General features: G+C 39.7%; 9 protein-coding genes and 1 pseudogene. 3 read left to right on the top strand and 7 right to left on the bottom strand.

Annotated elements, in window-relative coordinates:
• Positions 1–21: 21 nt before the first annotated feature.
• Both FTT72_RS07705 and FTT72_RS07700 read right to left on the bottom strand, forming a co-directional pair.
• Positions 22–1,191: a thiolase family protein gene (locus FTT72_RS07705; protein ID WP_078193795.1), complete on the bottom strand. Its 1,170-nt coding sequence runs from the start codon at positions 1,189–1,191 to the stop codon at positions 22–24.
• Positions 1,192–1,292: 101 nt separating this feature from the next.
• The gene (locus tag FTT72_RS07700) at positions 1,293–3,071 is read right to left on the bottom strand and encodes an acyl-CoA dehydrogenase C-terminal domain-containing protein (protein ID WP_180178146.1); all 1,779 of its coding nucleotides are present in this window, start codon (positions 3,069–3,071) and stop codon (positions 1,293–1,295) included.
• A 605-nt stretch (positions 3,072–3,676) separates the two neighbouring features.
• Between FTT72_RS07700 and FTT72_RS07695 the strand changes: the two genes are divergently transcribed.
• A complete protein-coding gene (locus FTT72_RS07695; protein WP_078190941.1) occupies positions 3,677–4,282 on the top strand; it encodes a TetR/AcrR family transcriptional regulator in 606 nt (201 codons plus the stop codon).
• 68 nt (positions 4,283–4,350) lie between these two features.
• Here FTT72_RS07695 and FTT72_RS07690 read toward each other — a convergent pair whose 3' ends face one another.
• From FTT72_RS07690 to cysK, 5 genes and pseudogenes are all read right to left on the bottom strand, one after another.
• Positions 4,351–4,545, bottom strand: coding sequence for a heavy-metal-associated domain-containing protein (locus tag FTT72_RS07690; RefSeq protein WP_180178145.1), 195 nt, complete (start codon positions 4,543–4,545; stop codon positions 4,351–4,353).
• A gap of 66 nt (positions 4,546–4,611) precedes the next feature.
• Positions 4,612–5,031, bottom strand: a complete 420-nt coding sequence (gene cueR / locus FTT72_RS07685; protein ID WP_180178144.1) for a Cu(I)-responsive transcriptional regulator — start codon at positions 5,029–5,031, stop codon at positions 4,612–4,614.
• A gap of 1 nt (position 5,032) precedes the next feature.
• Positions 5,033–7,516 carry a copper-translocating P-type ATPase gene (locus FTT72_RS07680; RefSeq protein WP_373686905.1) on the bottom strand — a complete coding sequence of 828 codons (2,484 nt, stop codon included), beginning with the start codon at positions 7,514–7,516 and terminating at the stop codon, positions 5,033–5,035.
• Positions 7,496–7,705 (bottom strand): annotated as a pseudogene (locus FTT72_RS16395) (heavy metal-associated domain-containing protein); the annotation flags it as partial. The pseudogene FTT72_RS16395 and the gene FTT72_RS07680, both read right to left, overlap by 21 nt.
• 563 nt (positions 7,706–8,268) lie before the next feature.
• Positions 8,269–9,267, bottom strand: coding sequence for a cysteine synthase A (gene cysK, locus FTT72_RS07675; RefSeq protein ID WP_111884368.1), 999 nt, complete (start codon positions 9,265–9,267; stop codon positions 8,269–8,271).
• Between the two features lie 282 nt (positions 9,268–9,549).
• On the opposite strand from cysK, the gene FTT72_RS07670 reads away from it, so the two are divergent.
• Positions 9,550–9,867 carry a helix-turn-helix transcriptional regulator gene (locus tag FTT72_RS07670; protein WP_078193801.1) on the top strand — a complete coding sequence of 106 codons (318 nt, stop codon included), beginning with the start codon at positions 9,550–9,552 and terminating at the stop codon, positions 9,865–9,867.
• Between the two features lie 303 nt (positions 9,868–10,170).
• The gene (locus FTT72_RS07665) at positions 10,171–11,907 is read left to right on the top strand and encodes a SulP family inorganic anion transporter (protein ID WP_180178142.1); all 1,737 of its coding nucleotides are present in this window, start codon (positions 10,171–10,173) and stop codon (positions 11,905–11,907) included.
• Positions 11,908–12,102: the final 195 nt, after the last annotated feature.

The following is a 12,102-nucleotide window of genomic DNA, read 5'->3' as shown; positions in this document are numbered from 1 at the left end:
ACTTATATAAATTGAGGCAAATTAAATCAGTTCAACCGCAATTGCAGTTGCTTCACCGCCACCAATACACAGTGCTGCGACACCTTTTTTACCGCCAGTGCGTTTTAAAGCATGAATCAGCGTCACAATAATACGTGAACCTGATGAACCTAGTGGGTGACCAAGTGAGCAAGCACCACCATGAATGTTCACTTTTGCTTCATCTAAGTTAAATCCATCAATCGCCAGCATTGTAACCATGGCAAATGCTTCATTGACTTCCCACAGGTCAACCTCTTGTGCATCCCAACCGGCTTGTGCAAGCACTTTCTCAATAGCACCGACTGGAGCAATCGTGAACTCTGACGGATGCTGTGAATTTGTGGCATAAGCAACGACTTTTGCCAGTGGTGTTAAACCACGTGCTTGGGCCGTTTCTTCTGATGTAACCACCAAAGCTGATGCACCGTCAGAAATTGAGCTGGCATTGGCAGCTGTGATCGTACCGTCTTTTTTGAATGCAGGACGCAGTGTAGGGATTTTTTCAGGCTTAGCACTTAAAGGCTGTTCATCCGTGTCAACAACGACGTCACCTTTACGGCTTTTAACAGTAACCGGCACGATTTCATTTTTAAAGAAACCACCTTGAATCGCTGCAACGGCTTTATTGAGTGAGTTGATGGCAAAAGCATCTTGCTGTTCACGGGTATAGCCTTTTTTATCTGCCATATCTTGTGCCAGAATACCCATCGATAAACCTGTCTCAGCATCTTCTAAGCCTTCTTGGAACATGTGATCAGTGGTTTTACCATGACCCATACGATAGCCTGAACGCGCTTTTTCAAGTAAATATGGCGCATTTGACATCGACTCCATACCACCAGCAACCACAATATTGGCAGAACCGGCTTTAATCGCATCAGCTGCTTGCATCACCGCCTTCATGCCTGAACCACAGATTTTATTAATCGTGGTGGCACCCGTTGTATCTGGTAAGCCTGCTTGACGCATCGCTTGGCGTGCAGGACCTTGTTTAAGACCAGCCGGTAATACACAGCCAAAAATAACTTCGTCAATATCTGTAGGTTCTAAACCTGCACGTGCAACAACAGCTTGAATCGCTGCAGCACCTAAGTCTGGGGCTGTACAAGATGAAAGTGAACCCTGAAAACCACCCATCGCTGTACGTACGCCATCTACAATTACAATCATTTCTTATTTCATCCTGTTTTAAATCTTTTAACCCCAAGGAACCATGACTGGTTCCTCAGATTTTCCATCTTAATGTTTTTCACAGTGGTTTCGATGAAACCTTAAGATTGAGCGGTGAAGTATTCTTCAGATAGCTGCATGATAAGTTCAGAACCTGCTTTAATGCGTTGAGCACGGGCAGCAAGGTCAGGTAGAACTTTCTCAACATAGAAATCTGCGAGTACCAGTTTGTTTTGGTAGAAGCTCTCTGGTTTTGCAGCCGCAGCTTTGCTAATACGTGCAAACATATAAACGAAGCTGAGTAAACCAACAGCGTGCAGGTAATCGACTGCCACCGAACTGCTAAAGTCTGGGGTGGCCTTAGATTGTTCTACAATGAATTGCGTTAATGCTTCAACTTCGTCAGAAACTTGCAATGCTGCAGATTTAACTTTTGAATCAGCCATGGTTGCAGCAAAGTCACGAATTTCAGTAATGTATTCGGCAATAAATGCACCATTACATTTCGTGGTTTTGCGTCCAATTAAATCAATCGCTTGTACGCCATTTGTGCCTTCGTAAATCTGTGAAATACGTAAGTCACGAATGCATTGCTCCATACCCCATTCACGGATATAGCCATGACCACCAAAGCACATTTGCGCTTCTAAAGTAGCTTGTAGGGCTGTATCTGTTAGGTAGGCTTTTGCAATAGGTGTCAATAAAGCCACGCGGTCATTGGCTTTTTTCACTGCAGCTTCGTCAGTTGAATATTTTGTAATATCCAGTTGCTGGCCAACATACACAGCAAATGCACGAGATGCTTCGTTGTTGGCGCGTACATTCAACAACATACGACGTACATCACCATGTACTAAAATAGAGTCTGCTGGTTTTTCAGGAGATTTCACACCTGTCGCAGAACGACCTTGTAGACGATCAGTCGCATACTGTGCAGCATTTTGGTAAGCAAATTCTGCAGCGCCAATCCCTTGGATACCCATCGATAAACGTTCATAGTTCATCATGACAAACATCGCCGCAAGACCTTCGTTTTCTTTACCAACGATATAACCTTTGGCACCATCAAAGTTCATAACACACGTTGCAGAACCTTTAATACCCATCTTGTGTTCAATTGAACCCGCTGAAACAGCATTACGTTCACCGACTGAGCCATCGGCATTGACATGAAATTTTGGAACGATAAACAATGAAATACCACGTGAACCCGCAGGTGCATTTGGCGTTTTTGCTAACACAAGATGGATGATGTTTTCACACAGATCATGTTCACCACTGGTGATGAAAATTTTAGTGCCTGTAATGTTAAATGAACCATCTTCATTCGGCTCTGCTTTGGTTTTAATGATCCCCAAATCAGTCCCTGAATGTGGTTCAGTTAAACACATAGTGCCTGACCATTCACCCGTATAAAATTTTGGAAGATAGGTTTCTTTTTGCTCTTGCGAAGCACGGTCATTAATCGCCATACCTGCACCCACAGTCAGTAGTGGATACAACATAAATGATGGATTGGTACTCCAAATCATTTCGTCAGCAAGTACTGTCAACATTTTCGGCATGTTTTGGCCGCCCCATTCTTCAGAAGCGCCTAAACCAACCCAACCACCTTCGGCGAATTGTTTAAAAGCGTCTTTAAACCCTGTAGGCGTAGTAACAACACCATTACTAAACTGCGCACCACCTTCTTCATCTGCAGTACGGTTCAAGTCTAGAATAACGTTTTTAGAAAACTTAGCCATTTCTTCTAAAATGGCATTTGCAGTCGCCATATCAATATGAGCTAAGTTTTCATTTGACTGCCAGAACTCATCTGCATTGAATACATCATTTAAGATGAAGTCCATGTCCTTTAACGGCGCATTGTATATTGGCATTGTACTTTCCTTTTCTACAGGCTTTGTCAGCGTCTTTGACAAAGTACTTTTTTAAAGTTGCACGCTCCCGCACAAAATCATCAAATCAATTTTGTGTGGATTTTTTAAAGATCTGTTTTTTCAGATAGATATCTAAAATGGATATAGATAATGTGTTTTTACCGACAAGTGGAAAATAACCACCTGATATTTTGAGCAGCATTATTTTATTACAATTAAATAAATTTATTGAATTGACTAAATTTATAATTGGTAATTGATTAAAACCAAACATAATAGCACCTATAATCATGTTTAATTTAGGTTGTATTAATAACATAACAACCAAGACCGTTTTGTTAAATGCTGCTTTTGTTGTAAAAGCGAAAAGACAATAAATTAAAAAAAATAAAAATGGAATTTTATTTCAAAAAAATGACCTCAAGGGTTCAGTTTTATTGACATTAATTTTATGCTATGAATTCTATATGCTTTACGCACTCTACTAATGTGTTTATTTTTAAACCAATTTATGTAATATTTGAGACCATAGTGGAATGTAAGATTCACAAGATTTAGCTTAAGCTAGGCTTGTTCACCCTCAAGCTGTTTATGGAACAGGTATCATGAGTTCAGTACGCCAACAAAATTTTATCCTTCGCAAGGAAAAAATTTTAGCCATGGCAGAAACCCTGCTATTAGATAATAATCAAGACATCACCTTAAGTGAGTTAGCTTGTGAACTAGATATTGCCAAAGGCACGATTTATAAACATTTTAAAAGTAAAAACCAATTATATTTAGAACTTATTATTTTGAATGAAAAACGATTATTAGAAATTTCAAAAAAATATAATCACGATATTAAAACTTATGTTTCACAATATATGCTTTATAATATGTTGAATTCTAATAGAACTATATTATTACATGTCATTGAAGAACGCTTAACCAATAATGAACGTAAATTAAAAGAGTTATTTGAAGAGCTCTATCGTGTTCGGGAAGAACGTATTATTGAAATTAAGGACATGACCAGTGATTATTTAAAATCACTTGAAAGCGCAATGTCGATTCGTGATTATTTATCCTATATTTGGACTGTCACTTATGGTGCGTCCCTACTCCTCAATTCAACGCATTATCAAAAATCAATTGGTTCACGTGAACGTTTAATCAAGCTATATATTAATCAGGCGCTGATGACGCCAGATAAAATTTCAGCCGTATAAAATTGATTTATAAATAAAAAAAGCCGAACAATTGTTCGGCTTTTTTTATACATTAGACAATATCTAAGTTATGCAATCACAGGTGGGAAACCATCTTCGGTTAAAGCGCTAATCAATTGCTCTGCACTAGCACTAGATTTAACGTCAACTAATTTTGCGGCTACATCAATAGTGACCGTTGCATTTTCATCTAAGTCTTTAATCGTTGCTGTCACGCTACGTGCGCAACCACCGCATGTCATATTATCAATACGAAATTTCATGATATTCATCCTTCTTTTCTAATAACAACACTATAAACCTTGCCACGATTGTAAGGTCAAGCGGGTTTAAATCTTTGCTGTATGGCAGCACTCAGCCATGCCCGTTTCGATTTGATTTAAAATCGTACAATCGGCTTGATCATTACCGGCACAGCCATCTACAGATTGTTGCAAGATCTCAACCATGGCCTGTAAGTCTGCGATTTTTTGATTTAAGGTCTGGATATGTTTTAACGCCAATGCTTTAACTTCTACACTTTGCCGACTTTGATTTTTCCAAAGCCCAAGTAAATCTTTCATTTGTTCAGAAGAAAAACCTAAATCACGCGCATGTCTTAAGAAACTCAAGGTTTTAATATCGGCTTCCGAGTAAATTCGATAGCCTGTATCGGTGCGCTGCGCATTATTTAACAGCCCAATCGATTCATAATAGCGGATCATTTTTGCAGAAATGCCCGATGCTTTCGCTGCTTGTCCAATATTCATCTCAAGACTCCTGAAAAACTGGCCCTTTAAATGCTTTTAAACGTAAGGCATTTGACACAACAAACACCGATGAAAGTGCCATTGCACCTGCGGCGAACATAGGTGAAAGCAATATGCCAAAGAATGGATATAACACACCTGCAGCGACAGGAATCAATGCTGCATTGTAAATAAATGCCCAAAATAGGTTTTGGCGAATATTATTCATCGTCGCAGTACTCAGTGCGATTGCTGTCGGTACCATTTGTAAATTACCCGACATAAGCACAACGTCCGCGGCCTCTATCGCCACATCTGTCCCTGTACCAATAGCCATGCCGACATCTGCTTGCGCAAGTGCAGGCGCATCATTAATGCCATCGCCCACAAAACATACAACACCATGTTCTTTTTGCAATTGTTGTACAGATTGCACTTTTTGATCTGGCATTACTTCAGCAATCACATGATCAATTTTCAACTGTCGTGCTATCGCAGTGGCAGTGTGTCGGTTGTCGCCTGTAATCATGGCCACTTTCAGTCCTAAATCATGCAAAGCTTGAATGGCTGCGAAGGTTGTGGCTTTGATCGGGTCGGCTACAGCCACAATGGCAGCAAGCTGTTGATCGATCGATACATAGAGCGGGGTTTTCCCTTCATTGCCCATGCGTTCCGCCAGTGATGAAAAGATTTGTGTTTCTAAACCAAGTTTATGCATCAAATGATCTGCACCGATAAAAATGCTTTGTCCTTCAACAACGGCCTGAATCCCAGCACCAGTCACGGAATCAAAATGCTCAACCTCTGAAAGTTGCACTTGCATCTCTTTTGCAGCTTGAACAATGGCATATGCAATCGGATGCTCAGATTTCTGCTCTACAGAGACCAATAACTGAAATACGCGATCTTTATCAAAAGCTTCAGTGACTTCAAAATCTGTCAGTTTCGGTTTACCTTCCGTCAATGTCCCTGTTTTATCGACTGCAACCACTTGAGTAATTTTGAGTTGTTGTAAGGCTTCACCTTTACGGAACAATACTCCAAGCTCTGCACCTCGCCCTGTACCGACCATAATAGACGTTGGCGTTGCCAAACCCATTGCACATGGACATGCGATGATCAGTACTGCTACAGCATTGACTAATGCATAGGTTAAACTCGGTTCAGGTCCTACAACATACCAAACTAAAAAGGTGATCAACGCCAACGCCATTACCACCGGTACAAACCATAACGTGACTTTATCCACCAAAGCTTGAATCGGTAATTTTGAACCCTGAGCTTGTTCGACCATATGGATAATTTGTGCCAAAACAGAATCTTGACCTACCGCAGTGGCTTGTATTTTCAAGGCCCCATTTTGGTTAATCGTTCCACCGACAACTTGATCACCGGCTTTTTTCTCGACAGGAATTGGCTCGCCACTGATCATGGATTCATCAATATAACTGTTCCCAGACACTACAGCACCATCGACTGGGCAACGTTCACCAGGCCGTATTTCAATCAACATACCTGTTTCAACATCACTAATCGGCAAATCTATAAAGGTACCAGATTGCTCTACACGTGCTGTTTTGGGTTGCATGCCGACTAAGTATTGAATAGCTTGCGAGGTTTTACCTTTGGCTTTCGCCTCCATAAAACGACCCAAAAGAATCAACGCCACAATCACTGCAGCTGCTTCAAAGTACACATGAACGGTACCTTGTGGTAATAATTGCGGAGCAAACGTGGCAACGCAAGAAAAACTATAAGCAGATAAAGTCCCGACTGCGACCAAAGAATTCATATCCGGGGCAAGTCGCGCAAGTGCTGGTATGCCGTGCTGATAAAAGCGTCTTCCGGGTAGGATTAACACCAAAGTAGTTAATATAAACTGAATATACCAACTATTTTGTGTCCCTAAATTATGCGCAATAAAATGATGAAAAGCTGGAATCATGTGTGATCCCATCTCCAAGATAAAAACAGGAACAGCGAGTACCAATGCGATGATTAAATCACGTTTGAGTAACCGAGCTTCGTCGGCTTTTTTTTCTGCCATTGTCGGTTGTTGCTGCGTAGCAATGCTAGCACTGTATCCCGCTTTTTTAACTGCCGCGATCAATTCTTGTGTTTTTGAAGCGGGAGCCTGAACAAAGGCTTTTTCACTGGCTAAATTTACCGTTGCTTTATTAACACCGTCTACAGCGTTTAAGGCTTTTTCAACCCGTGCCACACATGAAGCACAGGTCATTCCATCAATATTTAATTCAATATTGGGCTGTGCAATATGAAAACCTGCTTTTTCTACAGACTTCGCCAATGCAGAATTTTCAACAGATGCCAATGCCGTAATCGTGGCTTTTTCAGTTGCCAAATTCACTTTTGCATCGATGACTTCTGGAACTATCTTTAAGGCTTTTTCAACACGTGCAACACACGATGCGCAAGTCATCCCTTCAATTTCAAGTTCAAGCTGCTTTTGTGCAACGCCAAAACCTGCCTTTTCAACGGCCTGAATTACAGCAGAATAATCCACATTTTTATCACTCTGAACATGTGCTGTTTCAGTGGCTAAATTCACTTGAGCATCAGTGATGCCATCGACTTTTTTTAAGGCTTTTTCCACCCGTGCCACACAAGAAGCACACATCATCCCTTCAATAGCAAGTGTGCCATCAAAAAGTTTGCGTTCTGTCGAATCTGTCATGGCAACATCCCAATCATATGTGCTTGTTTTAGGCTATAGCTTAAACTTTACCACAATGGGAAGGTCAAGTTTTTCTGACTCACAGCAAGGCTTTTCTTTAAGGTATAAAATTGCGAAGATTTAAAAATATAATCAATAATATTGAATAATGATTATTCAATTAGTTTATTTTTCTGATATTAAAACTACACATTTCCTCATTATTCAGTAAGATAGAGATTCGTGACCGCCAAACGAATTACTCTCTTTCGCATGTACAAACTGTCGAACATTTGCTTTAACTGCGCATATTTGTGTGCTTTTTTAATTTTAAGTTGGAGTCTGGATCATATTGATGTTTGGCTCACTCAAGTGGTTATCCCTGCTGTCACGATATGCATACTCTTAGGCTTCCTGTTTAAATACATCGCTCGAAAGTTAGGACATGAACCGCCTAAACGAAAAATTAAACAACAAAATGCCAAAAACGATGATCAATACGCAGCTTAAGACACTTATAAATAACAAAATCATCAATAAAAAAGCCCATTCAATTGAACGGGCTTTTTTTCATGTCAGAATTATTAGTCAGCACTAATATCTTCAAATAAAACTGAAGAAAGGTAACGTTCACCACCATCCGGTAAAATGACCACAATGGTTTTGCCTGCATTCTCAGGACGTGCAGCAAGTTTTGCCGCCGCAGCCATAGCAGCACCACTAGAGATACCCACTAAAATACCGTCATGAGTAGCCGTTTTACGTGCCCATTCGATCGCTTCAGCACTTTCAATACCGATCACTTCATCAACAAGGTCTAGATCTAAGTTACCCGGAATAAAGTTAGCGCCAATCCCTTGAATTTTGTGTGGCCCAGGAGTCAGTGTTTCGCCTTTTTTCGCTTGGGCAATAATCGGAGATTCAGCCGGTTCAACCGCAACAGAATAAAGTGGCTGATTTTTCACTTTTTCAAAATAGCTTGAAATGCCTGAAATCGTACCGCCTGTACCTACACCTGAAACTAAAATATCCACTTTACCACCGGTTGCTTCCCAAATTTCTGGGCCTGTGGTCAATTCATGAATTTTAGGGTTTGCAGGGTTTTCAAACTGTTGTGGTAAATAATACGTTTCAGGATGTTCGGCAACGAGGCGCTGTGCTTCTTCGACTGCACCTTTCATGCCTTTAGCAGGTTCAGTCAATACGAGATTTGCACCAAAAGATTTCAACACCTTACGGCGTTCGATACTCATACTTGCTGGCATGGTTAATGTAATTGCATAACCTTTCGCTGCTGCAACAAATGCCAAAGCAATCCCAGTATTACCACTCGTTGGTTCTACAATATGCATACCCGGTTTTAATAAACCTTTTTCTTCTGCATCTGCAATGAGAGCTGCACCTACACGACATTTCACTGAAAATGCTGGGTTACGGCTTTCAACTTTAGCCAAGACCGTTGCTTCTGACTGAATCGCACGATTAATACGAACTAAAGGTGTATTACCAATCGCTTCAGCGTTATTACTATATACTGCGATACCTAAATTACTCGTTGCTGGAAAAGCTGAATCTGTTGTCATGACTATTTATCCCTTGTGTATTTATTGAATACGATCTTTAGATGATACAATTATTTTCAAAGTGTGCATGATTTTTTAAGCTAATGTCTTATATTTATGTGCATTTTGTGAAAGCTTGTACTAAAATCAAGCAATAAATTTAACTGATTAACTAAATTTAAACTTATAAAAATTAATGATATTTGATTTCATAAAAAACCATAGAAATTGTCTTATTTATTCAATGTATTAAGCCGTGATATCCGTATACTTGAGCTGTTGTTAATCGTATGGACATATCCAATGAATACCGATCTGGAAATCACTACTATGCGTGATTCTGCCGAATTAGTCGTGGGCGTTTTAAAGTCGCTGGCAAATACGGATCGTCTACTAATTTTATGTCATCTAGCACAGCAAGAATTGAATGTGTCTCAGATTGAAGAAATCACTGATATTAAACAGCCAACCCTCTCACAACAACTGATGATGTTACGCAAAAGTGATGTTGTGACCACGCGTCGTGATGGAAAGCAAATTTATTATTCAATTAAAGATGCAAATTTAGTTCAAGTTCTCAATACTCTTTACCAATTGTATTGCAACCAATCTTATAAATAACACTCAGTTATTTTAAAATTTCAAGCCAGACATGCTGTTCTTGCACCACTATAGATGAATTATCGCAATGGACAGCAATTCAATACCTTAATTTACCCTCCAGACTTCTTTTAAATATCAATAATTATTTCGAATATCCTAAGCTTTAAAACAGCTTATCCTTTTCATTAATTCATTTAAAATGATGGCTTCTTAAATATCCCCTTAAATTTACTCCAATATTGTACGGTCAAAATTTATTGCACAAGACTTCTTAGCATTTTTTATGCATAATATATATGAAATTGTGATTTAGATAAGTTTATGTCAGATTTAAAACCTCATTTCTTACAGAAATTTCCTGCTTGGCAGTGGTTACAGCACTACAGCAATGTGAAATTTAAATCTGATGTACTTGCTTCGCTGATCGTGATTGCCATGTTGGTTCCTCAAGGTATGGCGTATTCTATGCTGGCCGGTTTACCTCCAATCATGGGTTTATATGCCAGTATTTTACCAATGATTGTGTACGCCCTCATTGGAGGAAGTTCAACCTTATCGATTGGCCCTGTGGCAATCATTTCGATGATGACCTTCGCCACGCTCAATCCGCTATTTGAAGTTGGTTCGCCTGTTTATATTGAAGCCGCTACACTTTTGGCCTTAATGGTCGGGCTGATTTCTCTGCTGCTAGGTGTACTACGTTTTGGTTTTTTAATTCAGCTGATCAGTCATCCTGTCATTAAAAGCTTCATTATTGCCTCGGCTCTGCTCATTGCGCTCGGTCAGTTTAAGTTTCTCGTCGATGTCCCGCTAAAAGCTAATAACATCCCTGAGTTTGTTTTGAGTCTTTGGGAATACCTGAGTTTGACTCACTTCGCTTCACTCATTTTTGGTGTGCTGGCCATACTGTTTTTAATCTATGTGCCGAAAATATTGGCGACTCAATCAATTCAATCTAGATTCGGCTCTACAGCCTTTCTAAGTAAAGCACTTCCATTGATACTAGTGGTGATCTCGATTGCATCGGTCATGTTATTTGACCTGCAAAATGTCGGTATTAAAACCGTCGGTGAAATTCCTTCAGGTTTTCCACCCTTAAGCTTTCCACATTGGAACTGGGAACTGGTACAAACCTTACTGCCCGGTGCAACAATGATTGCAATGATTAGTTTTGTTGAGTCACTGTCTATCGCCCAAGCTACTGCCTTACAACAACGAAGCCAACTTAATAGTAACCAAGAGTTGATCGCTCTAGGTTTAGCCAATCTAAGCGCTGGGGTTAGCTCCGCCTTTCCTGTGACAGGTAGCTTATCGCGTACAGTGGTTAATGCAGATGCAGGTGCGAAAACACCGATGGCTGGCGTGTTGTCGTCATTGCTGATTATCGTTGTCAGTCTCTACTTCACTGGGTTTTTCCAAGACTTACCCTTAGTGATCTTGGCGGCCACGATTATTGTTTCTATTTGGAAATTAGTCGACTTTAAACCTTTTGTGGATACATGGCGTTATTCAAAAGCTGATGGTATTGCGATGTGGGTGACCTTTTTCGGTGTGGTGTGTATCGATATTTCTACAGGTCTCATTATTGGCATCATTTCTACTTTTATTCTGTTGTTATGGCGCATCAGTCGTCCACACATTGCGGTGATCGGTTTAGTCGAAGGCACACAGCACTTCCGCAATGTACAGCGTCATCATGTCTATACCGCACCACATATACTCTCGCTCCGTATAGATGAAAATATCTCGTTTTTAAATGCCAATACGCTTAAAGGTTTCCTGATCAATGAAGTCAGTCAAAATATTGACCTAGAGCATGTTGTTATCAATTGCTCAAGCGTCAGTTCAATTGACTTAAGTGCCTTAGAAATGTTGGAAGAGTTAAATGCTGAATTATCAAAATTAGATATTCGACTGCATTTTTCTGAAGTCAAAGGTCCTGTCATGGATAAATTGCAGCACTCAAAATTACTCACTCATTTGAGTGGTCAAATTTTTCTCACCCATTATCAAGCCATGACAGAGCTTGCTACAGCCAGTTCTGAATACCAAATTTAAAGGTGTATTCGCTCACTGTTTAATCAAACCAAATTTGATAAACAGTGAGTTTTGAAAGGCTTACATTTTAATACACAAAAATAGATTATAAAAAACAAAGATTTATTTTTAAATAAAATTATTTTATAAGCATTCTATATTTTCGTATAAAATACAGCACTAATTTTCATCATTTTGTCATTGTAATTCTGACAA

Source organism: Acinetobacter sp. YH01005, assembly GCF_013420465.1.
In the GTDB taxonomy this organism is placed as follows: domain Bacteria; phylum Pseudomonadota; class Gammaproteobacteria; order Pseudomonadales; family Moraxellaceae; genus Acinetobacter; species Acinetobacter amyesii.
Note: the sequence above shows the minus strand (reverse complement) of the source record. Positions and strands in the feature narration are given on the sequence as shown.

Coding starts and splice junctions, on each gene's coding strand:
- FTT72_RS07705 (WP_078193795.1), bottom strand. CDS start 1,191: ATGATTGTAATTGTAGATGGCGTACGTACAGCGATGGGTGGTTTTCAG.
- FTT72_RS07700 (WP_180178146.1), bottom strand. CDS start 3,071: ATGCCAATATACAATGCGCCGTTAAAGGACATGGACTTCATCTTAAAT.
- FTT72_RS07695 (WP_078190941.1), top strand. CDS start 3,677: ATGAGTTCAGTACGCCAACAAAATTTTATCCTTCGCAAGGAAAAAATT.
- FTT72_RS07690 (WP_180178145.1), bottom strand. CDS start 4,545: ATGAAATTTCGTATTGATAATATGACATGCGGTGGTTGCGCACGTAGC.
- cueR (WP_180178144.1), bottom strand. CDS start 5,031: ATGAATATTGGACAAGCAGCGAAAGCATCGGGCATTTCTGCAAAAATG.
- cysK (WP_111884368.1), bottom strand. CDS start 9,267: ATGACAACAGATTCAGCTTTTCCAGCAACGAGTAATTTAGGTATCGCA.
- FTT72_RS07670 (WP_078193801.1), top strand. CDS start 9,550: ATGAATACCGATCTGGAAATCACTACTATGCGTGATTCTGCCGAATTA.
- FTT72_RS07665 (WP_180178142.1), top strand. CDS start 10,171: ATGTCAGATTTAAAACCTCATTTCTTACAGAAATTTCCTGCTTGGCAG.